The organism is Bacillus sp. RO2 (assembly GCF_012911845.1).
Classification (GTDB): domain Bacteria; phylum Bacillota; class Bacilli; order Bacillales; family Bacillaceae_I; genus Sutcliffiella_A.
In genome coordinates, this window is sequence record NZ_JAAXCU010000042.1 from 61,320 (window position 1) to 82,743 (window position 21,424).

17 protein-coding genes are annotated in these 21,424 nt (G+C 41.3%); 8 read left to right on the forward strand and 9 right to left on the reverse strand.

From position 1 onward, the window contains the following. Positions 1-229: 229 nt before the first annotated feature. The gene (locus HF078_RS11390; RefSeq protein WP_169291275.1) at positions 230-1,372 is read right to left on the reverse strand and encodes an MFS transporter; all 1,143 of its coding nucleotides are present in this window, start codon (positions 1,370-1,372) and stop codon (positions 230-232) included. A 159-nt stretch (positions 1,373-1,531) separates the two neighbouring features. Here HF078_RS11390 and addB point away from each other — a divergent pair, with 159 nt between their 5' ends. The 5 genes from addB (at position 1,532) to HF078_RS11415 (ending at position 13,871) form a co-directional block, all read left to right on the forward strand. Next, complete coding sequence (gene addB / locus HF078_RS11395) at positions 1,532-5,047, forward strand: helicase-exonuclease AddAB subunit AddB (RefSeq protein WP_169291276.1); 3,516 nt, start codon at positions 1,532-1,534, stop codon at positions 5,045-5,047. Next, the gene (gene addA / locus HF078_RS11400) at positions 5,044-8,817 is read left to right on the forward strand and encodes a helicase-exonuclease AddAB subunit AddA (protein WP_169291277.1); all 3,774 of its coding nucleotides are present in this window, start codon (positions 5,044-5,046) and stop codon (positions 8,815-8,817) included. The genes addB and addA overlap by 4 nt, the downstream gene beginning before the upstream one ends. 66 nt (positions 8,818-8,883) lie before the next feature. Beyond that, on the forward strand, positions 8,884-10,062 hold the full coding sequence (locus HF078_RS11405; protein WP_169291278.1) for an exonuclease SbcCD subunit D C-terminal domain-containing protein: 1,179 nt from the start codon (positions 8,884-8,886) through the stop codon (positions 10,060-10,062). Continuing rightward, entirely contained in the window at positions 10,059-13,484 is a 3,426-nt protein-coding gene (locus tag HF078_RS11410) for an SbcC/MukB-like Walker B domain-containing protein (protein WP_169291279.1), read from the forward strand. The genes HF078_RS11405 and HF078_RS11410 overlap by 4 nt, the downstream gene beginning before the upstream one ends. Positions 13,485-13,559: 75 nt before the next feature. Continuing rightward, positions 13,560-13,871, forward strand: coding sequence for an HNH endonuclease (locus HF078_RS11415; protein ID WP_169291280.1), 312 nt, complete (start codon positions 13,560-13,562; stop codon positions 13,869-13,871). A gap of 121 nt (positions 13,872-13,992) precedes the next feature. Here the strand turns inward: HF078_RS11415 and HF078_RS11420 are convergent, their stop codons facing one another. The 6 genes from HF078_RS11420 to HF078_RS11445 all read right to left on the reverse strand — a co-directional run bounded on the left by HF078_RS11420 (position 13,993) and on the right by HF078_RS11445 (position 16,205). Next, positions 13,993-14,211 carry a spore germination protein gene (locus HF078_RS11420; RefSeq protein WP_060665238.1) on the reverse strand — a complete coding sequence of 73 codons (219 nt, stop codon included), beginning with the start codon at positions 14,209-14,211 and terminating at the stop codon, positions 13,993-13,995. A 129-nt stretch (positions 14,212-14,340) separates the two neighbouring features. Beyond that, positions 14,341-14,757, reverse strand: coding sequence for a spore germination protein GerPE (locus HF078_RS11425; RefSeq protein ID WP_082380842.1), 417 nt, complete (start codon positions 14,755-14,757; stop codon positions 14,341-14,343). A 3-nt stretch (positions 14,758-14,760) separates the two neighbouring features. Then, positions 14,761-14,937, reverse strand: coding sequence for a hypothetical protein (locus HF078_RS11430; RefSeq protein WP_060665236.1), 177 nt, complete (start codon positions 14,935-14,937; stop codon positions 14,761-14,763). Between the two features lie 17 nt (positions 14,938-14,954). Beyond that, entirely contained in the window at positions 14,955-15,572 is a 618-nt protein-coding gene (gerPC, locus tag HF078_RS11435; RefSeq protein WP_060665235.1) for a spore germination protein GerPC, read from the reverse strand. Positions 15,573-15,670: 98 nt separating this feature from the next. Then, positions 15,671-15,913: a spore germination protein GerPB gene (locus HF078_RS11440; protein WP_169291281.1), complete on the reverse strand. Its 243-nt coding sequence runs from the start codon at positions 15,911-15,913 to the stop codon at positions 15,671-15,673. Between the two features lie 70 nt (positions 15,914-15,983). Further along, positions 15,984-16,205 (reverse strand): spore germination protein, encoded by a 222-nt coding sequence (locus HF078_RS11445; protein ID WP_060665233.1) that lies wholly within the window; start codon positions 16,203-16,205, stop codon positions 15,984-15,986. 159 nt (positions 16,206-16,364) lie between these two features. Between HF078_RS11445 and HF078_RS11450 the strand changes: the two genes are divergently transcribed. Continuing rightward, a complete protein-coding gene (locus HF078_RS11450; protein ID WP_169291282.1) occupies positions 16,365-17,540 on the forward strand; it encodes a DUF418 domain-containing protein in 1,176 nt (391 codons plus the stop codon). Positions 17,541-17,560: 20 nt separating this feature from the next. Here HF078_RS11450 and HF078_RS11455 read toward each other — a convergent pair whose 3' ends face one another. After that, positions 17,561-17,740, reverse strand: coding sequence for an aspartyl-phosphate phosphatase Spo0E family protein (locus HF078_RS11455; RefSeq protein ID WP_169291283.1), 180 nt, complete (start codon positions 17,738-17,740; stop codon positions 17,561-17,563). A 158-nt stretch (positions 17,741-17,898) separates the two neighbouring features. On the opposite strand from HF078_RS11455, the gene HF078_RS11460 reads away from it, so the two are divergent. Further along, a complete protein-coding gene (locus tag HF078_RS11460; RefSeq protein WP_346775336.1) occupies positions 17,899-18,804 on the forward strand; it encodes a fumarylacetoacetate hydrolase family protein in 906 nt (301 codons plus the stop codon). A 66-nt stretch (positions 18,805-18,870) separates the two neighbouring features. On the opposite strand, the gene HF078_RS11465 is transcribed toward HF078_RS11460, so the two are convergent. After that, a complete protein-coding gene (locus HF078_RS11465) occupies positions 18,871-20,064 on the reverse strand; it encodes an ornithine--oxo-acid transaminase (RefSeq protein ID WP_169291284.1) in 1,194 nt (397 codons plus the stop codon). A 156-nt stretch (positions 20,065-20,220) separates the two neighbouring features. On the opposite strand from HF078_RS11465, the gene HF078_RS11470 reads away from it, so the two are divergent. After that, positions 20,221-20,565 (forward strand): DUF1516 family protein, encoded by a 345-nt coding sequence (locus HF078_RS11470; RefSeq protein ID WP_169291285.1) that lies wholly within the window; start codon positions 20,221-20,223, stop codon positions 20,563-20,565. The last annotated feature ends 859 nt before the right edge of the window (positions 20,566-21,424 follow it).

Below are 21,424 nucleotides of genomic sequence, written 5' to 3' on the forward strand. Positions count from 1 at the left end.
CTAACGGAGTTAACTGAAAAAGCACTAACATCTCGTTTACGTAATTTCCAGCTGTGGATTGGAGCAAATGGAGGAGACTCCAGCGGGGGAGAAACGGTAGGTAGAGACCCCGCAACGACGTGAGGAGGCTCGAGCACCGTCCCGCGGAAAGCGAAGACATTTGCGGAAAGGAACAGCGGAGTAATACAATGCAAATAAAAAGGACCGATTAGTTATTGCTCTGTTTTTCTTACGTATCTCTTCTGATTCTCCATATCAATATAGAATTCAGTAAGAACCATATTCCTAAAAAGCCCAAGACAGATAGAAAGGAAAAGTTATGGCTTATGATAGGGCTAACCGCAGTACCAATCAACAATGTGAAAGAATACAAGGAGATGGCACTTCCCCGGTGGTTCCTGCCTAATATCCCGATATACGCAATAATTGCGGGTAGAAAAAAGGAAATGGCAGCTACATAAATTACAGAGAAAGCACCTATCACAAATAGATTTTTATAAAAAATCATCATAATGAATAACGAAATGGAAATGCTTAAAGAACAGTAAAGAAGTAACCGCTTAGTGCCGATGGTCCGCATCACTAAATCAGCAAAGAGACAAGAAACAGTACCAATAAGTCCAATAGAGCGAACCAACAAAAAAGATTGATTAGGAAATGCTTTAGATAAGTATTGAAACAGGCTATCGTAAAAAGTCACAAAGGAGAGCAGCAAGGAAAAAACAATCAAATATAAAATTCTTAAATCTCGGTCGGCCAAGAGAGTGGAAAAATGTTTCCAAGGTTTGTCCTTTGTATGGATTAATGAATTGGATGGGCTTAAAATGAGGCGGGCAAATAAGAACAACAGAAAGTAAAAAAGTGAAAAGAAAATAAATACGCCATTCCATTGAAAATAAGCGGCAATTATTTCGCTTATCATAGGTCCAAAGATGCCAGATAACAAAAATCCTGCATTTATAAGTGAAATAGTAAAGTTTCGAAGAGATGGAGAGAAGTGGTCAAAGCAATAGGCAAAAGCAACTGGTGCAAAGCAGCCAAGGGTGAATCCTTGAATGGAGCGGGCAACGTACAAGTGAGAAATATTAGTAGATTGCGCAATGAGTATGGTAGCGATAGCTGAAAACAGAAACCCGTAGCTAATAATATTTTTTCTGCCGAATCGATCGGATAATGCACCGAACATCAGTAGTCCTATCGCATAGAACATGCTGAAAAAACTGCTGGCCACTATTACTTTTTGTTTGGGGACACTCCACTCCAAGCTAATTGAATTGTAAAGTGGAATTAATGTGTAAAGGCTACAGACCACTAAAAAACCCATAACAATTAATAACGTTGCTGAAAAATAATGGTTTTTTCTATGTTCCATTTCCGTTCACCTGCCCATGTTACCTTATGCGAAGGGTGTTTGGCCGGTTCCATTCTCGAAAGTAACTCGTTGGCAATAATAGTAGTTTTTCAGTACAATAGAATAAGAAGAACATAAGTACGTATTATTTTTTTGAATTGGGAAAATGGGGGATAGCTTGTGTCTATACGATTTTTAATAGGAAGAACAGGCAGCGGGAAAACAACCTGGTGCAACGAACAAATTCTTCAAATGCTTAAAGAAGATCCACAAGGTCCGCCTGTTGTCTACCTTGTGCCGGAACAGATGACGTTTCAATCAGAATATCGAATCGTGCAGTCACCTGATGTTAAGGGAATGATTCGGGCACAAGTATTCAGTTTTACTCGTCTTGCATGGAGAATTTTACAGGAAGTTGGCGGTATCAGCCGTTTTCATATTGATCAGACAGGTATCCATATGTTGCTTCGGAAGGTGATTGAAGAACATAAAAGTAAGTTCCATGTATTTGGGAAGTCTGCAGAGCAGTTCGGATTCATTGAACAAATGGAAAGCATGATTACAGAGTTTAAACGTTATTGCGTCACACCAGAACTTTTACATGAAGAAATTGTACGTATTGGAGAAGATATCTCCATTTCTGAGCATGAAAAAATGCTAGCAAAAAAGCTGACAGACATACTTGTTGTCTATCGTCAGCTAGAAGAAACGTTGGATGGAAAATATCTAGATGGCGAAGATTACTTACAGCTCTTGGCGGAAAAAATACCAAGTTCGAGCTATATCCCAAAAGCAGATATTTTCATTGATGGTTTTCATAGCTTCACCCCTCAGGAATTGGCAGTCTTAAAGGAATTAATGAAACATGCAAACTCTGTCACAATTGCTTTGACAGCAGATAAGCCATACGACGAAGAAGCACCGTATGATCTTCATCTGTTCAGGGAAACCGGAAGGACCTATCAAAAGCTTAAAGATATCGCATTGGAAGAAGGTTGTGAACTAGAAGAGCCGGTGCTTTTACAAGACACATCCCGCTTTCAACATGCTGATTCCTTGCGTCATATGGAACAGTATTTTGATGTTCGGCCAACTGTGGTCTATCCCAATAAGGCCGACGTATCTATTTTACAAGCAGTCAATAGAAGAGCAGAAATGGAAGGCATCGCAAGGGAGATTGTCTCGCTAGTCAGAGATAAGGGTAACCGGTATAAAGATATAGCGGTTATTGTCAGAAATGCCGAATCTTACATTGATTTGGTCAATACCGTTTTTAAAGATTATGACATCCCGTTTTTCGTCGATCAAAAGCGGACAATGCTCCATCATCCATTGGTGGAATTACTGCGTTCTAGTCTTGAGGTAATTTCAAGAAACTGGCGCTATGAATCTGTTTTTCGTTGTGTAAAGACGGATTTCTTCTACTCGCAGGATCAAGATATTAATGAGATGCGCGAAAAGACGGATAAACTGGAAAACTATTGCCTGTCCTATGGGATACAAGGGAATAGATGGACTGCGACTGAACAATGGAAATATCGTCGCTTTTTTAGTGTGGATACAGAAGGACCATACGTACAAACAGATGAAGAGATTGCCTATGAAAAGGAAATCAATGAATTAAGAGCGATGATCGTTGAGCCGCTTCATCTGCTTGAAAAGCGCTGGAAAAAAGCAAAGTCCATTGATGGCTATTGCAAGGCGCTCTATGAATATATGGAAGATTTGAAGATTCCGCAAAAATTGGAAGCAAGAATGAAAAAGGCCGAGGAAGAAGGCAATCTTTCTGCTGCAAAAGAAAACGAGCAAGTGTGGAAGGCGATTATTCAAATGCTTGATCAGATGGTCGAACTGATAGGTGACCATCCAATTTCGTTATCCATGTTTATGAAAATGGTCGAAAGTGGATTGGAAAGCCTGCGCTTTAGCCTAGTGCCACCAGCCATTGACCAGGTTATCGTTGCGAACTTTGATCTTTCGCGCCTGACAGATATTAAGCACAGTTTTGTTATAGGTGTAAATGATGGGGTGATTCCTGCCAAGATCAAGGATGAGGGCTTTATATCAGAAGAAGAAAGAGAGCTACTGTCCAACTACGGAATGGAGCTCGCACCGACAAGTTTAGAGCGGCTGCTTGATGAACATTTCCTTGTTTATACGTCATTCTTAAGCCCTTCCCATCACTTGTATATAAGCTATGCACTGGCAGACGAAGAGGGGAAAACGCTGTTGCCTTCCTCCTATATTAAGCGAATAAAGGAAATGTTTCCTTTGCTAGAGGAGAAATTGTTGCTCAATGAACCTGCAGAGCTGTCAAGCGAGGAACAGTTAAGGTATATTCACACCCCATCGACCACGCTATCCAACTTGGCAGCACAGCTTCAAGCGTGGATGAAGAAATACCCCGTCGAACCAATCTGGTGGGATGTCTACAATACACTATTAGAGAATGAAGAATGGCAGGATAAAACGGAACATGTCTTACGAAGTTTATTTTACAAAAATGAAGCCAAAAAATTAAAGCAAAAGGTTAGTCGTGAGTTATACGGAAATTTCATGGAAGCCAGTGTGTCGAGGATGGAGAAATTCAGTGCGTGTGCTTTTTCCCATTTCGCTTCACATGGTTTAAAGCTGAAGGAAAGAAAAATCTACCGATTGGAAGCTCCGGATATCGGGCAGCTCTTTCATGCAGCACTTAAGCATATTTCAGATAAGTTAAGACAAAGCGGAAACGATTGGAAAAACCTCACGAAACAGGAGTGTGAGGTGCTGGCAAAAGAAGCTGTTCATATTCTCGCACCAAAGCTGCAAGGAGAAATCCTACTAAGTTCTAATCGTTTTCACTACATTAAACGCAAGCTCGAAACCATCATCACCAGAGCATCACAAATTCTAAGCGATCACTCTAGAGCAAGCAAATTTACCCCAGTTGGCCTAGAGCTAGGTTTTGGCAAACAGGAAGAGTTGCCGCCGATTCAAATTAACTTGCCAAATGGTGTGACAATGGAGCTTGTAGGCCGTATAGATCGCGTTGATAAAGCAGAGGGAAGCAACGGGTTATTGCTTCGTATCATTGATTATAAATCCAGCAACAAAGCGCTTGACCTGACGGAGGTTTATTATGGTTTGGCATTACAGATGCTGACTTATTTGGATATCGTCATCTCTCATTCCAAAGGCTGGCTAGGAAATGAAGCTACTCCTGCAGGCGTTCTGTATTTCCATGTTCATAATCCCATGATAAAAACGAACGGTATGAAACCGGAAGACATCATAGAAGAAGAGATTTTTAAGAGCTTTAAAATGAAAGGTTTGCTTTTAGGTGATGAGGAATCTGTGAAGCTGATGGATCAGACGCTAGAGACAGGGCACTCCAAAATAGTGTCTGCTGCATTAAAAAAGAATGGTGGATTTCAAGCTAATTCTTCTATTGCAAGTGAGGAAGAATTCACTCAGCTGAGAACGTATGTTAGAAAAACGTTTGAAGAGATTGGCATGAAAATATCTGAAGGCGAGACAAGCATAGCTCCTTACAAATTAAAGAATCAAACGCCATGTACGTTTTGTTCTTATAAATCGTTTTGTCAATTTGATACATCGCTTGATGAAAATGAATATAGAGTGCTGTCAACGATACCTAAAAATGAGGTCATTTCCTCGATGAAAACGAAGATAGAAGGGGGAGAGGAATCATGAGCTTGGAACTTCTTCCAAAACCAATAGATGCCCAGTGGACAGATGATCAGTGGAAAGCCATTGTCGCTTCTGGGAGAGATATTCTCGTAGCAGCAGCTGCAGGGTCAGGTAAAACTGCTGTTCTTGTTGAACGGATGATTCATAAGATTGTGGAGGAACATGTAGACGTGGACAGGCTGCTTGTCGTGACGTTTACCAATGCGTCAGCTGCTGAAATGCGCCACAGAATTGGCGAAGCACTGGAAAAACAGTTAGAGAAAAAGCCGGCATCGCTACATTTGCGCCGCCAGCTAAGTTTATTGAACCGGGCATCTATTTCTACGATTCACTCCTTTTGCCTTGAGGTAGTAAGGAAATACTATTACTTGATCGACATTGACCCAAGTTTCCGTATTGCCGATACAACGGAGATCCAATTAATGCAGGAGGAGGTTCTTGAAGGAGTCTTTGAAGAAGAGTACGGAAAAGAGGACAACGAGTTATTTTTTGAATTGGTCGACCGCTACACGAATGATCGTTCTGATGGAGCTTTGCAAAACCTTGTTCTGGATCTTCATGAGTTTTCCAGGGCGAATCCCAGCCCAGACAAATGGTTGGACGAGATTGTATCGTTCTATCAGTCTACCAGCAAGTATTCTATTGATGACTTGCCTTTCATCCATACATTAAAACGTGAAATGAAGCTGCAGTTTCTAGGGGCGGAAAGCTTGTTGGAAAAAGCGATGGAAATTACGCTTGAGCCAGGTGGGCCTGCTCCGCGTGCTGAGAATATCGAGCAAGATCTGACTCAACTTCACAGACTTCAAGCTGCCCTCGATACATCGTGGGAAGAATTGTATGCAGTTATGCAGGAACTTGATTTCTCCAGGGCTAAAACCTGCCGCGGAGATGACTACGATAAAGTGCTGATAGAAAGATGGACCAAGGTACGTAATGATGCAAAAGCAATGGTACAAGGAATCAAAGATGAATTGTTTTCCCGACGTCCCGATTCTTTTCTGAAAGATCTCGAGGAGTTAGCACCTGTAATGGGTACACTTGTTGATTTAGTTAAGAAATATGGGAAGGAATTTAGCCTCTTAAAACAAGATAAAGGATTGGTGGACTTTTCCGACTTAGAGCACCTTTGTTTAGATGTGCTCACTACTTATAACGAAGAAAAAGTAGAAAGATCGGAAGCCGCACTCCGCTATCAGTCCACTTTTAAAGAAGTGATGGTGGATGAGTACCAGGATACAAATATGGTCCAGGAGGCTATCCTGAAACTAGTTACGAAGGAAAGTGAAGAGGCTGGAAATATGTTCATGGTAGGAGACGTAAAGCAATCCATTTACAGATTCCGATTAGCCGAACCTTTCTTATTTTTAAGCAAATACAAACGGTTTGATACGGAAGGAAGAGAGTCTGGTCTCCGCATTGATTTGAATAAAAATTTCCGTTCCCGACCGGAAGTCCTTGATGCCACCAACTTTATCTTTAAACAAATTATGGGAGAAACTGTTGGGGAAATCGACTATGACGACGATGCGGAATTAAAGTTTGGGGCAGCCTATTATCCACAAGCATCAAACAGAGAATCGGAATTATTGATAATAAATCGAAAGGGTTCAGTTTCTGGGGATGAGAATGAACTTTCCGAGTATGAGTCTGAAGAAAACTCCACTGGATTTGATAAAGTGGAACTGGAAACAGCTCAAGTGGAAGCGAAGATGATTGCTCAGAAAATAAAGCATCTAATTCAGTCCGGGTATGAAATATATGATAAAGACAGAAAAACGATGCGCCCTGTCACTTACCGGGATTTTGTGATCCTGATGCGCTCAATGCCATGGGCCCCTCAATTTATGGAGGAGTTTAAGCAGGAAGGTCTGCCGTTATATGCAAACTTGAGCACGGGATATTTCGAAGCAACAGAAGTTGCCATTCTTTTATCGTTATTGAAGGTCATTGATAACCCATATCAAGATGTTCCGTTGGCTTCTGTGTTAAGATCACCGATTGTTGGGCTTGATTCCAACGACTTGGCCACCATTCGTATTCAGCAAAAAAGAGGCTCCTATTACGAAGCGTTAATGGCATTTATGGACAAGGCCCCTGATACTGTGGAGGAACAGGAATTAGCTAAAAGAATTCGTTTATTCTATCAGATGCTTCAATCATGGCGTACAGCTGCGCGTGAAGGAGCATTGTCCGAGTTGATTTGGCAGATTTATCAAGACACACACTTCTTTGATTTTGTTGGGGGAATGCCAGGCGGTAAGCAACGTCAGGCAAACTTGCGAGCACTATATGACCGTGCCAGACAATATGAATCCACCTCTTTCCGCGGCTTGTTTCGTTTCTTGCGTTTTATTGAAAGGATGCAAGAACGGGGAGAAGACCTTGGTGCTGCAAGAGCGCTCGGGGAGCAAGAGGATGTTGTCAGGCTGATGACTATACACTCCAGCAAAGGACTTGAGTTTCCAATCGTATTTGTTGCAGGACTGTCCAGACAGTTCAATATGATGGATCTTAACAACAGTTATTTGCTAGATAAGGAGCTTGGGTTTGGTTCTAAATATGTAAATGCAAAACTGCGAATCACCTATCCAACGATATTGCAGTTGGCCTTGAAACGAAAAGCCAAGGCACAGCTGATAGCGGAGGAAATGCGTGTATTATACGTAGCTCTCACGAGGGCAAAGGAAAAATTATACCTGGTCGGAACGGTAAAGGACTTTGAAAAATCTCAATTGCAGTGGGGGGAACACGTCTCACATGAAAATTGGCTGTTACCGGACTATGTAAGAGCAGGTGCGAAATCGTATATGGACTGGGTTGGCCCTGCCCTTGTGCGACACAAAGATGCACAAGTATTAAGAGAAGATGGTGCGACCTTCGTCAACCAAGAGGACATCGCCAATCATCCAACTTCATGGAAGATATCCGTTACTAACGTAGAACAGTTGATACAGGAGATAGAAGCTGTAAAAGAAGAAGAAAACCTTCTTCTAAATTCCGTGAAACAAGGGAAGCAGATTGACATAGAAAGTCCTTATAAAGCGAAAGTGGTGGAACAGCTGAATTGGACCTATCCATATAAAGAGGCAAGTATGCATCGATCGAAGCAGTCTGTCTCAGAGATAAAAAGGATGAGAGAACAGCAGGATCCATACGCAGACAACACGCTTGTACAAACAGAAAGAAGGTATTTCCTTGATCGCCCGGCATTCTTGCAAAAGAAAAAACTGTCTCCTTCAGAAATTGGGACAGCGATGCACGCAGTGATGCAAAATATAGACCTTGCGGCTGAGACGATGGATCGAGATTATGTACAGGCTCAGGTCATGGAAATGGTTCAAAAAGAGCTGATTACAGCCGAACAGGCAAACGTCATTAATTTTGACGCCATCGTTTCTTTCTTTTCTACTTCTGTCGGGAAGCGGATGGTAGAGGCGCAACAAGTTCACCGGGAGGTCCCATTCAGTTATGCATTGCAAGAAAATGAGTTTTTTGAACAAAAAGAACTAAAAGAAGAGACCATCCTGGTGCAGGGTGTCATTGATTGCCTTTTAGAAGATGAGGCAGGGCTTGTCTTAATCGACTATAAAACGGATACCATCACAGGTAGATATGATAACGGATTTGAAGAAGCAGAACCAGTTCTGCGCAATCGTTATAAAGACCAAGTAGCCTTGTACGGGAAAGCCGTTGAAGAAATTTGGAAGAAGGAATTAAAGGAGAAATATTTATATTTCTTTGATGGAAATCGATTAATGAAAATGGATTAATATAAAGAGTGGCTCAGGTGGCAAATGTTGTTGCTTGAGCCACTTTCATGGAAGGGAAGAATATAGATGCGCATACTTCATACTGCCGACTGGCACTTGGGTAAAACATTAGAAGGAAGAAGTCGTTTGCCAGAGCAAGCACAGTTTTTGGAAGAGCTTCTGGAAGTTGTAGAAGAAGAAAAAGTAGACGTGATACTGATGGCAGGAGATGTCTATGACACTGTCAATCCCCCCGCCCAGGCGGAAGTACTTTTCTATGAGTCGCTTCAACAGTTATCCAACAGTGGAAAAAGGCCTGTTGCTGTCATTGCAGGGAACCATGATAATCCAGACCGTCTTTCTGCATCCAGACCTCTTGCAAGCACGCAAAATATCTCCTTGCTAGGCTACCCCACAATGGACGTTCAGACAATCTATGTCCCCACGACGGAAGAAACATTGAAACTTGCTTCTTTGCCATACCCATCAGAGTCGAGGTTAAACGAAGTGCTTTCCGAAGAGTTTGAGGAAAAAGCTATCAGGGACCATTATGATGCAAGAATTAGCCAGTTTTTTGATAAGATGTGTGAACAGTTTACCGAGTCCTCTGTCAATATTGCCATGAGCCATCTTTTTGTTGCCGGCGGAAATTCCTCTGATTCAGAACGTCCTATTGAAGTAGGGGGAGCATTTACGGTTGCAGCTGAAAGCTTGCCACATCAAGCCCAATATGTTGCTCTAGGCCACTTGCATCGCCCTCAAACCATTAAGCGTGCCAAAACGGCAGCCAGATACTCTGGCTCCCCGCTTGCTTATAGTTTTTCAGAGGCTGGTTACACGAAAAGTGTAACCATTATAGATGCTAAGCCTGGTGAAGCTGTGGAAACAAAAGAAATCTATCTTTCTAGTGGAAAGCCTCTTGTGAAATGGAAGGCAACAGAGGGAGTTCAACAAGTGTATGAGTGGCTTGAAAATAAAAAGGATAGTAATGCATGGGTAGATCTTGAAATACATGTCACCAATGCATTATCCATGGAAGAAATTCACCGAATTAGAAAACATCATGATGGCATCCTCCATATACGTCCCATTTTTCCAGAAATGGTCGAAGAGAGGAAAGCGGTGAAGATGGACAGCGTTCCCATGGAAGAGCTGTTTGTTAGGTTTTATGAAAAACAATCAGGAGGAGCCAAACCTGAGGAAGAATTAGTCCGGTTATTTCTCTCCTTATTGCAAGATGAAACGTTGAAGGAGGAACAAGTATGAAACCAATCACATTGACGATCGCAGGGCTCCACAGCTTCCGTGAAAAACAAATAATTGACTTTGAATCGCTTTGTGAGGGTGGCGTATTTGGAATTTTTGGACCAACCGGAAGTGGAAAATCTTCCATATTGGACGGGATGACGCTTGCTCTGTACGGAAAAGTAGAACGTGCCTCCAATAATACGCAGGGAATTATGAATCATGCTGAAAATAAGTTAGAGGTTTCCTTTTTATTTGAACTAGAAAATGCAAAGGGGAAGCAGCGTTTTAAAGTGGAACGGACCTTTAAAAGGACAGATGACATCCGTGTTAAGTCAGGGATATCAAGATTGACGGAAGAAAAGGAAGGCGAACATATCGTTATTGCGGATAAAGCAAGTGAAGTGAATCAGGCCATTCAAGAGATACTGGGACTAACCATTGATGACTTCACCAGAGCCGTTGTGTTGCCACAAGGTAAATTTGCCGAATTTCTGTCGCTTAAAGGTGCAGACAGAAGACAAATGCTGCAACGCCTGTTCCAGTTAGAAAAATACGGCGACCAGCTTTCCCGAAAAATAAAGGAAGAGCTGCAAGAAAAAACAAGACTGTTAGGAGAAATACATGCTGAGCAGTTAGGGTTGGGTGAAGCTTCTGATGAGGCGGTAAAAGAAGCAGAAAAAGCGTTCAAGGAAGTAGAGACACTCGTTAAAAGTTCAGAGAAAGCACTTCAAGAGATGGAATATGTTTTTGAGCAAAAAAAGAAGCAATGGGAAAGGCAGCTTGAAAAGGCACAGGTGGAAAAAAAACTTCAATCTTTCCTTTTGCAAGAGGCTTCGATTAAGGAGCTGGAAACTTCTTATACATTGGCGGAACAGGCGGAGAGCTTAAAACCTTTGTTGGAAGATCTAAGAGAAGTGGAAAAAGCATTGTTTCAATGGAAGCAAAAAAGTCAACAGGATCAAGCTGCCAATATTTCTTCAAAAGAAACGCTAGAACAAGCTTTGAATACGTATGAATCAGCAAGAGTTAAGAAAGAAACAACATTACCTATATTGCTTACAAAGAAAGAAAAGTTAGAACGGGCAGGAAATCTGGAAGAAGGTTTGAATGACCAGAAGCCCAAAATGGAAGAACTTAAACACTCTTTGGTTGCTAATAAAGAAGCATTAGCTAAATTAGAAACCCAGGAAGAAAAGGCAAAGGAATTGTATACCAAGGCAGTAAACAAGCAAAAGACAATAAAAGATGAGCTTGCCTCCCTTTCGATTGCACCTGCACGTCTAGAAATACTTCAGAAAGCATTTGACAAGAAACAAGAGATACTTCTCATTGAGAAAAAAATGAAGGAAAATGGAGCAGAAGTAGCTTCGTTACAAAACAAAATTTCTACCTTCCAGGCTGAGAACCAAAAAGCAGAAGTGAATCTAAATAAGGGAAAAGAAACTCTTTTAGAAATTTTCCAAAGTACAGAGAAGCACTATGATCAAGCATCAAAAATGGCGCAACAGCTTGATTGGCTTGAACGACAGCTTGAACAGTTTTTAGAAGCGGAACAAAAGCTTGCGGATGATGCAAAAATCCATCAATTAGCATTGGAGTTGGCCAAATCTCTTGAAGATGGAGACGCATGTCCCGTTTGTGGTTCTACAGATCATCCCGGTCTAGCTTCTCATCAAGCTCATCGGGAAGTTGCAAGCAGCAAAGAGGAAAACGGTATAGGAAAACTTCCTTCTGCGATTTCGTTTCAAAAACAGGAAAACCTGAAGATTAAGCTTAAATTAGAGCAAATAGCTTCGGAGCTTCATCGAGACCTTGAAGGGGAAAAAGGCTTGCCGTCTCCAAAGGAATCGTTTGAAAAATGGGACCTGTGGGACAAGGAATGGAACGAGTCAAAGGACACAGCAGGTCTGCTTGCTGAAAAGTACCATAGAATTTCAACAGAACAAAAGGCGCTAATTCAAGACCTTATTCAGTTGCAAGAAAAGAAAGAGAAGGTGGACAATTACCTTCAAACGTGGACAGGGACTTTTAAGGAAACAGTAAAGCTTGCTTCTAGCTATATGGAACAGCGTGAAGAATGGAGGAAGCGTTTAGAAGATACACAAAAGGAGTTGTTAGAAAAGAAAAACAAGTGGGAGAGCGATTTCGAAGAAGAAAATTTTGAAGAAATCGAAACCACCTACCAAGCTGCCAAAGAAAATGAAAAACACCGAATGGACCTTCAGGAAAGAATAAATACAAGTGTGGATTTTATTGAAACAAAAGAGAAAGAATTAAAAGTAACACAAGAAAAGAAGCGAGAGATTGAAAAAAACATTTACCAAGAGGAACTACAGTTAGAACAGCTTCTTAATCGTATGAAAGATACGCAAGAAGAAATAAAGTCCATCGCTGGAGAGAATAATATTCAGGATGAGCTGAAGCGTGTTGAGTATGAAATGGAATGCTTAAATATGAAGGAAAGGGAAAACTACCAAAAATGGATAGAATCCCAGAAGCATGCTCAAGAAAGGGAGAAAGCTGCTTCACATAGTGAACAGATGGTACGGGAATCGGAGTCCCGTCTTGCTCTCATTCAAGAAAAATGGAAACATGAACTGGACAAGTCCGTGTTCACAGCTACGGATGATGTAGAGCGGGCGATTGTTCATATAGAATCAAAAGCTGTATGGAAAGAACAAATAGAACAGTACTGGGAAGAAAGAAAGGCCGTTGAAAAGGACCTTTCTCGTTTAAATGCATTGATTGGTACAGAAATTTTAGAAGAAGAGGAATGGGAGAAATTCCGAGATCAACTACAGTTTGCTCGCAAAGATTTGCGTGATGAGATAGAAAGAAAGAGTGCGCTTCAACAAAATCTCCTTTCTTTAAAAGAGCGTAATGAACGGTTTAGGATTCTGGAGGAAAAGAAGACAAAGCTAACGGAAGAGACTCAAGCATATCAAAAGCTTCAGACTGTCTTTAAAGGAAACAGTTTTGTTGAATACTTGGCGGAAGAGCAGTTGCTGCAAATAAGCAGGGATGCTTCAGAGAGGTTGGGACAGCTTACCCGCCAGCGATATGCCCTGGAAATGGATTCAAATGGAGGATTCATTATTCGTGACGATGCTAATGGTGGTGTAAGGAGACCTGTCTCCACTCTTTCTGGTGGTGAAACATTCCTTACATCCTTGGCACTTGCATTGTCCCTTTCCGCTCAAATTCAGTTAAGAGGAGAATATCCACTGCAGTTCTTCTTCCTTGATGAGGGCTTTGGGACACTTGATTCAGAGCTTTTGGATGCGGTAGTCACTGCATTGGAAAAACTTCAGTCCGACCATCTTGCAGTGGGGGTTATCTCCCATGTACAAGAGCTACGGGCACGTTTGCCTAGACGACTGGTGGTTACCCCTGCAAAGTCTTCTGGCAACGGTTCTGTTGTGACTTTAGAAAACTTATGATATTAGAATTGGTATTGGAGGTATGGTGGAAGGCTGTATGGATATTGAATTTGATTGAAGGAGGTGCAAGCTGTCATGGGCAAAAAGAAAAAATGGGACATTGGTACTTGTGAGCTTTGTGAAAGAGAAGAGGTGGAGATTACGGTCCATCATCTCACCCCTAAGGAAATGGGAGGGACCTTCCTGCCAACGGCTAATCTATGTATTCCATGTCATAAACAAATACATGCCCTATATACAAACGACGAACTTGCTATCCGAATGAATACGGTTCTTCTTCTAAAAGATGACCCAAAGATAGCATCCTTCATCAAATGGATCCAAAAACAGCCATCATCCAAAATACCACTAACCAAAAAATCAAACGAACGAAAACAAAAACGTTAAAAACCAAAATCCGTGCCACTTGCGTTGGCACGGATTTTGTGGTATTTCGGGGTTGAAGGGGAAAGTCCTAGAGGGGTCTGACCCCCTTTTCCCCTTTTCTTCTTTTTTTCTCTTGTTCCCTTTAGTTATTCGCCACAATATCTTGGTCATTGAAGTCAGGGTCGATGGTGTTGGTGGCGGATAGACCGTTGTTGGTGATGATGAAGTTACCGGTGTTAAATCCACCGGATCCCCCAGCAGTCTTGGAGGCTGATTTAGGGGAGATGTAGAAGGAATCTCCAAAGTTGATGACGCCTCCACCTACGCTGTTAATGGCAACCGGACCTACGATAGCTGGCATGTAGAACATCCTTTTTGTTTATAGGTGAGCGCACTCTTCTAGTTTTCTCCCTGAAACAATGAACCCACCCATGTTTTTATGATACTTATACTATATGATGTGAGACCCAAAAGGTGAGGATACAGACACTTATTCATCCTCACTTTTGATAGAAGTGTCTGGTAATCCCATGTTTTTGTGTACTTCTGGTCCTAAAAGCTGTCTAGTTTGCTTTACCCTTGACTCCCCACAAATCGTGTTGGATGAACCAATTTGTAAGACAGAAGAGGATGAAACCCCTTTTATCTTAATGGAATTGACGCAAATATTTGGATTCACATTATTCACTGACATGTTCACCCGCTCGGTTATGACAGGAGTTGGGGATTTCATGGAAAATATCGGATACTCAGAAAAGTTTCCCTCACTACCATAAAACCGAGGAAATTCTCTTTTCACAGCAAGAGCTCTTGATTTGGCATTTATATAATACGAATCCCCAATGTGGAAATAGGAGCTGAAAGATAAAGAATGCAAGTTTATATCGTTGACTCTAGAAATTCGCATGGCTTATTCCGTTGTAAGTGGTACAAACGGTCCGATTATTAATGCTTCAGGGGGCGTGTCAAAATAAGATGTCAGGCAAATATTCTGTGTATCCCCCACTAGGAAAATAGAAGAGGAAGACACTCCAAGTATATCGATTTTATCTACTTGCAAATTATGATTGGAAACTTGGAAATTCATTTATAAACACCACGCATTTATTTTTTTTGAGGAAGAGTTTGAATAAAGGCAGCAAAAGCTTTATCCATATCTGCTTGAAGCTGTTGGATAGCTATTTCCTTAATTTTTTCATCATTGTAACCCTTTTGAACAGATTCTGCGGTTATCGCATTTAATGTGTGATTTACGCGTGAAGCTAGTTGATTGTTTACATCTTGGATCATGAAATCATGATAGTGTTTTTCAAGCGTTCTGCCTTGCTGTTTAGCTATCTGGTCAATTTTAGTTTTTCCGTTTTTCTGAAGATAATCCCGAAGGTCTGCCTCAATCCCTTTGGCTAAATTCTGATTTCGCTGTGGAACAGGCACTTCCAAATTGTTTTGGGTTACGACAAAATCTTCAATTTCCCCAGGTGACCCAGGTGTCAACCCAATATTCAGTGTGCCTTCTAATGTTTCCACCTTAAGCTGATCAAATTTATACTCAATCCGTTCAATATTCATACTTGGCTTTTCTTTTAATTGGGTGATTTCCTGTTGCATAAGTTTCAGCAGTTCCTCGAGGGTGGAGATCTGCTTCGTTTGGTTTTCCACTACTTGTTGTAATTGCTGGATCTGTTGCTGCGATTGATAAAAATACTGATAATTATTATACATCCGACCACCCCTTTCATTGGTTGCTGTTCAAGTCCTATTAGAAGCATCTCTAATACTTTATGCAAACATTGAAAATGGGTGAATGCCCAGTATGTTATTTATCTTGACCCTGTTAAAGGTACAGGAAGTTCTAATGCACTCGGAGGTATGTCGCTTTGCTGCTGCGCTATTTCAGCACTGCTTACTGGTGCTGGTCCGGTGAAGTTACCTGTATTGTACAAGTTGGATAAAGACTTAATAACTCCTGCGCTACCAATTTGAAAAACGGAGGAGTTTGATATCCCTCCTATTTTTAAATGATGGATGACAATACTTTGATTGATATAAAAATTGGATGCCATACGTATCCCCTCCTGTATGAGAACGGAGTACTTTTCGGTTGCCAAGCTCCGCAAGCACTCCACTAGTTCGTTACATATTCAAAGCCACCGGCTGATCATTTACATCTTGGTCATAGGTGTTGGTCTGACTGTTTGTGTTGCTTATAGATATATTGTCTCCGGTGTTGAAACTTCCGGCTCCTGCGAATGTTTTGGCGGAACTGACTGGAGACATTTGAAAAACATCCCCGATATGAAAGACCCCGGAGTTACCGATGCTGTTAACATTTACAGCTCCGACGATTGCTGGCATAACGTTAACTCCTTTACTGTGCGCTTATGCTATATCCTATGACATTAGCCCTGTATGGTGAGTGGACATCGAAAAAGGAAAAGAGGATTTGATGATAGGAATATAAAGGAAAAAGAGCTATAATATTCTTTATGAAAGAACGAAAAGGGAGGAATCTGGATGCAAGCGGCACCCATACAAGAAAAAGAGAGAATAGTAGCATTAGATATTATAAGGGGAATTGCAATATTAGGTATTTTTTTAGTGAACATGCCATCTTTTTTTGCACCAATGCTTTATGTAAACATCAAAACATATTGGACTGATGCACGGGACATTATAGTAATGAATGGAGTGGATATCATTGCTCAAGCAAGCTTTTATACCCTCTTTTCATTTCTTTTTGGGTATGGCTTTATTATTTTCACAACGAGAGTAGCAGAGAAAAATCTTTCCGTACCTAAATATTTCTCAAGAAGATTAGTTGTTTTGTTGGTGATAGGAATCATTCATGCCTTTTTAATTTGGCATGGGGATATTCTCATTACCTACGCATTATGTGGTTTTCTCCTATTGTTTATGAGGAAAATGTCCTCTAAAGCGATGGTTTGGACGGGTCTGCTTCTTATTGTAATTCCTACAACACTGTTGTCATTATTAATGCTTGTAATTACTTTAACGGTTGGGGATACAGATCTCTATTCCCCATTTGAGGCAAATGCTGCTCAATCTTTACAAGTTTATGCGAATGGAACATTTATGGAGATTACGAAACAGCGAATTTCGGATTGGTCTTTCGTTAATATCGCGAACTTTTTCTTTATTGTGCTTTCTGTTTTGCCAATGTTCCTGTTTGGAGCGGCTGCAGCAAAATCCAAGTGGCTTGAAAACCTAGAGGAAAACCTCTCATGGATGAAGAAGCTTTGGATTACAACTTTTGTATTGGCATTAATATTTAAATTACTACCATATTACACAACTCAAAATTACACAACAGAATATTTACAGGACGGGTTAGGTGGGCCTGCAAGTGCAATTTTCTACTTTTTATCAGTCGTTTTGGCAACTAGAACAGGATTGGGTTCGAAATTATTGTCCCCGTTTCAGTACGTCGGAAAAATGAGTTTAACAAACTACTTATTCCAATCTGTTGTTTGTTCGCTGATCTTCTATAGTTATGGACTAGGATTATATGGATCGGTTACTCCGTTTTATGGCCTATGGCTTGTTCTAGGTATTTATATCTTCCAAATCATTATTAGCAGAGTCTGGGTGGCTAACTTCCATTATGGTCCGATGGAGTGGTTATGGAGAGCGGGTACTTACGGTAATAAGCCTAAATTTAAAAAGATGTGAGCATATGCTTCACATCTTTTTCATTGTGCAAAGGAATATTTATTTTGGTTTTTCAATAACCTTAATTGTTGTTGCGACTGCTTATTTAATAGAACATCGAGTTCTTGGCTGCATTTCACCGTTTGAGATGCAGTAAATCCGTATTCTTTTGCGTAATGAATCATTTGCTGTCTTTTTAATTCAATTTTTAAGGCTAACATTTGCTTCTACTCCATTATAATAAGATTAAGTAACGCAAGCGGTTGTCCTTATTATGGCACGGCTTTCTCAAGAAAAAAAGCACTTCGATAAAACAAGTCATAATATAACAAATTACAACATAATCACAGTATTTGTAGAAGGAAGGATGAGTAAACGAGTGCATTTATTATCTATGGAAATTAACGGAGAAGTTAGAATTGGACTAACCGACGAAGCACAATTATATGTTATAGATCTTCAAAAAGCGCATTCAGATAAAAGAGAGGAAAGTGTTTGGCCTTCAACTCTGTTGGAAGGTATAGAGACTGGGGAAGAATTTGTCGCCAATGTTGCGAGCCTTCGAGACTGGGTGTTTACACAACGAAATTCTAGGGACTATTTTATCCCTATGAAAGAGGTCAGGCTTCTTGCGCCGGTCCCAAGGCCTCGAAAGAACATTTTTTGTGTAGGGAAAAATTACCGTGAACATGTACTGGAGATGGGTAGTGAAGAGGATATTCCCGAACATATAATGATTTTTACGAAAGTTCCCACTACCGTAATTGGCCACGAAGAAATCATTCTTTTACACGAAGATGTAACCGGCCAATTGGACTATGAGGGGGAATTGGCAATAGTAATGGGAAAAGGAGGAAAAGGTATACCTATAGAAGATGCAATGGATTATATCTTCGGCTACACAATTGTGAATGATGTAACGGCTAGAGACTTGCAAAAGCGTCATAGTCAATTCTTTCTAGGTAAAAGTCTGGATGGAACGTGCCCCATGGGACCAGTCGTTGTGCATAAATCGGCGATAGATGACCCCCAATGCTTGAAGATGAAAACCATGGTGAACGGGGAAGTCCGTCAATTTGCTTCCACAGAACAAATGATTTTTTCCATACCTGAAATAATAGCAACTATTTCTAAAGGGATGACTTTAGAACCGGGAGATATTATTGCGACCGGAACTCCTGCTGGTGTCGGGAAAGGATTTGATCCACCGCGTTTTTTAACAGGGGAAGATGTGATAGAAGTCTGCATTGAGAAAATTGGTGTTTTAAGAAATACAGTCAAGTAACATATCTATGATATAAGCAAAAAGCTTCCTGCTAGATTTAGTGCATCCTAGCAGAAAGCTTTTTCATTATGATAGTACTTGCTTCACTTTTTCTATAGCCCAATCTAAATCTTCTTTAGAAATAACTAGTGGGGGTGCAAAACGGATTACCGTCTCATGCGTTTCCTTGCATAGTAAACCTTTTTCTTTCAGCTTTTCGCAGTAAGGACGAGCTGCTTCCGTCAACTCTACTCCTATGAAGAGGCCACGGCCGCGAACTTCTTTGATTATAGGGTTTTTTATGGTGCGTAACTCTTCCATCATATAGTTACCTAAGTCATAAGAACGTTCTACCAATTTTTCTTCATCTAATACTTCTAATGCTGCCATGGAAACTGCACAAGCTAACGGATTTCCTCCAAAAGTGGAGCCGTGCGATCCTGGATTGAACACACCAAGGATATCTTTGTTTGCAGCCACGCAGGAAATAGGGAATACTCCTCCGCCAAGCGCTTTACCTAATATGTACATATCAGGCTCTACATTCTCCCAGTCACAAGCGAATAGTTTCCCAGAGCGACCAAGTCCGGCTTGGATTTCATCTGCCACATATAAAACATTATTAGCCTTACAAACCTCATAAGCTTCTGAGAGGAACCCTTCGGCTGGGATATTGATGCCGGCTTCACCTTGGATTGGTTCAAAGATAAATGCAGCAGTATTCGGTGTGATGGCACCTTTAAGTGCTTCGATGCTGCCATAAGGAATCACCTTGATACCAGGGAGCATCGGACCGAAACCTTGTTGATATTCTTCACTAGAGGACATGGATACTGCTGTCATAGTACGTCCATGGAAATTATCTTCACATACAATGATTTCTGCTTGGTTAGCAGGTACACCTTTTACATCATAAGCCCATCGACGAACAGCCTTTACTGCAGTTTCTACAGCTTCTGCACCTGTATTCATAGGTAACACCATATTTTTCTTCGTTACCTCAGCCATTTTTTCGTACCAAGGACCGAGTTGGTCGTTATGGAAAGCGCGGGATGTTAAGGTGATTTTATCTGCTTGATCTTTTAACGCTTGAATGATTTTAGGGTGACGGTGCCCTTGGTTGACTGCGGAATAGGCACTTAACATATCCATGTATTTATTGCCTTCCGGGTCTTCTACCCATACGCCTTGTGCTTTAGAAATCACAATTGGAAGTGGGTGATAATTATTGGCGCCAAATTTTTCTGTGATACTGATGATATCGTGTGTTTTCGTTGTCATAAATGAAGTACCTCCATTATTGAATGTAATGGTTTACATAGGTATTATATCATTGTTAATATTCAAAATCTTATATTAAGGTAATTTACTTAGTTTTTTTCTGTCTCTATGGTATGATACTAGTAGTTTTGAGTGAAATAAAGGAGGTTAGTAGATATGACACATGCACATATTTCAACATGGGCAATCGCACTTATTCTGTTTGTCGTAGTACTTTTTTTAACAAAAGCAGGGAAAGAAAAAGGTGCTAAGATAACCGCGATGGTACTTAGAGTGTTCTACATCTTGATCGTTGTGACAGGCTTGCAGCTTGGATGGACATTGATCACAAACGGGCAATATGCATTGAAGATGGTACTTGGTATTGTCGTTATCGGTTTGATGGAAATGATCTCAGTCCGCACTAGAAAAGGTAAATCGACCGTTGTGGTTTGGGTTCTTTTCGTGGTCGTTTTGGCATACATTCTCCACTTAGGCTTCAGTCTACCAATGGGTGTATAATTTACAAAATAAAAAGCTTGAATCCTTATTAAATCGGGGATTTAAGCTTTTTTTAGGTATATAGTGCTGTTGATTTCCTTTCAGGGCGCTTTGCTTGCCTGGCAAGGGGGGAGGTAAAATAGAGGCGGTCTCTCCGCCCGAACCGGCAGTGGAAAACCCAAAACGGTAGAAGAGAGACCGTCTCTCTGCCCGAACCGGCAGCGGAAAACCAAAAACGGTAGAAGAGAGACCGTCTCTCCGCCCGAACCGGCAGCGGAAAACACGAACCGGTAGAAGAGAGACCGTCTCTCCGCCCGAACCGGCAGCGGAAAACCCAAAACGGTAGAAGAGAGACCGTCTCTCCGCCCGAACCGGCAGCGGAAAACCCAAAACGGTAGAAGAGAGACTGTCTCTCCGCCCAAACCGGCAGCGGAAAACATTAAACGGTAGAAGAGAGACCGTCTCTCCGCCCGAACCGGCAGCGAAAAAACAAAACGGTAGAAGAGAGACCGTCTCTCCGCCCAAACCGGCAGCGGAAAACCCAAAACGGTAGAAGAGAGACCGTCTCTCCGCCCAAATCGACAGTGGAAAACCCAAACCGGTAGTAGAGAGACCGTCTCTCCGCCCGAACCGGCAGCGGAAAACATGAAACGGTAGAAGAGAGACCGTCTCTCCGCCCGAACCGGCAGCGGAAAACATGAAACGGTAGAAGAGAGACCGTTTCTCCGCCCAAACCGGAAGCGAAAAACCAAAAACGGTAATAGAGAAGCAATCTCTATGCTCAACACCCATTCACCAAAGCCCTAATAGTTAACAAGAAAGTAAATTCCCCGCCACATATCGCTTTTAATAAAGCTGAATCGCTTTCCTCTACAGCTCA

What these genes read in the sequence shown, in the direction of transcription:
- HF078_RS11425 (WP_082380842.1), bottom strand. Translation starts at nt 14,757, where the DNA reads ATGCGAATTTCTAGAGTCAACGATATAAACTTGCATTCTTTATCTTTC.
- HF078_RS11420 (WP_060665238.1), bottom strand. Translation starts at nt 14,211, where the DNA reads ATGCCAGCTATCGTAGGTCCGGTTGCCATTAACAGCGTAGGTGGAGGC.
- gerPC (WP_060665235.1), bottom strand. Translation starts at nt 15,572, where the DNA reads ATGTATAATAATTATCAGTATTTTTATCAATCGCAGCAACAGATCCAG.
- HF078_RS11465 (WP_169291284.1), bottom strand. Translation starts at nt 20,064, where the DNA reads ATGACAACGAAAACACACGATATCATCAGTATCACAGAAAAATTTGGC.
- HF078_RS11415 (WP_169291280.1), top strand. Translation starts at nt 13,560, where the DNA reads ATGGGCAAAAAGAAAAAATGGGACATTGGTACTTGTGAGCTTTGTGAA.
- HF078_RS11450 (WP_169291282.1), top strand. Translation starts at nt 16,365, where the DNA reads ATGCAAGCGGCACCCATACAAGAAAAAGAGAGAATAGTAGCATTAGAT.
- HF078_RS11455 (WP_169291283.1), bottom strand. Translation starts at nt 17,740, where the DNA reads ATGTTAGCCTTAAAAATTGAATTAAAAAGACAGCAAATGATTCATTAC.
- HF078_RS11430 (WP_060665236.1), bottom strand. Translation starts at nt 14,937, where the DNA reads ATGAATTTCCAAGTTTCCAATCATAATTTGCAAGTAGATAAAATCGAT.
- HF078_RS11405 (WP_169291278.1), top strand. Translation starts at nt 8,884, where the DNA reads ATGCGCATACTTCATACTGCCGACTGGCACTTGGGTAAAACATTAGAA.
- HF078_RS11440 (WP_169291281.1), bottom strand. Translation starts at nt 15,913, where the DNA reads ATGGCATCCAATTTTTATATCAATCAAAGTATTGTCATCCATCATTTA.
- HF078_RS11410 (WP_169291279.1), top strand. Translation starts at nt 10,059, where the DNA reads ATGAAACCAATCACATTGACGATCGCAGGGCTCCACAGCTTCCGTGAA.
- HF078_RS11445 (WP_060665233.1), bottom strand. Translation starts at nt 16,205, where the DNA reads ATGCCAGCAATCGTCGGAGCTGTAAATGTTAACAGCATCGGTAACTCC.
- addA (WP_169291277.1), top strand. Translation starts at nt 5,044, where the DNA reads ATGAGCTTGGAACTTCTTCCAAAACCAATAGATGCCCAGTGGACAGAT.
- HF078_RS11470 (WP_169291285.1), top strand. Translation starts at nt 20,221, where the DNA reads ATGACACATGCACATATTTCAACATGGGCAATCGCACTTATTCTGTTT.
- HF078_RS11390 (WP_169291275.1), bottom strand. Translation starts at nt 1,372, where the DNA reads ATGGAACATAGAAAAAACCATTATTTTTCAGCAACGTTATTAATTGTT.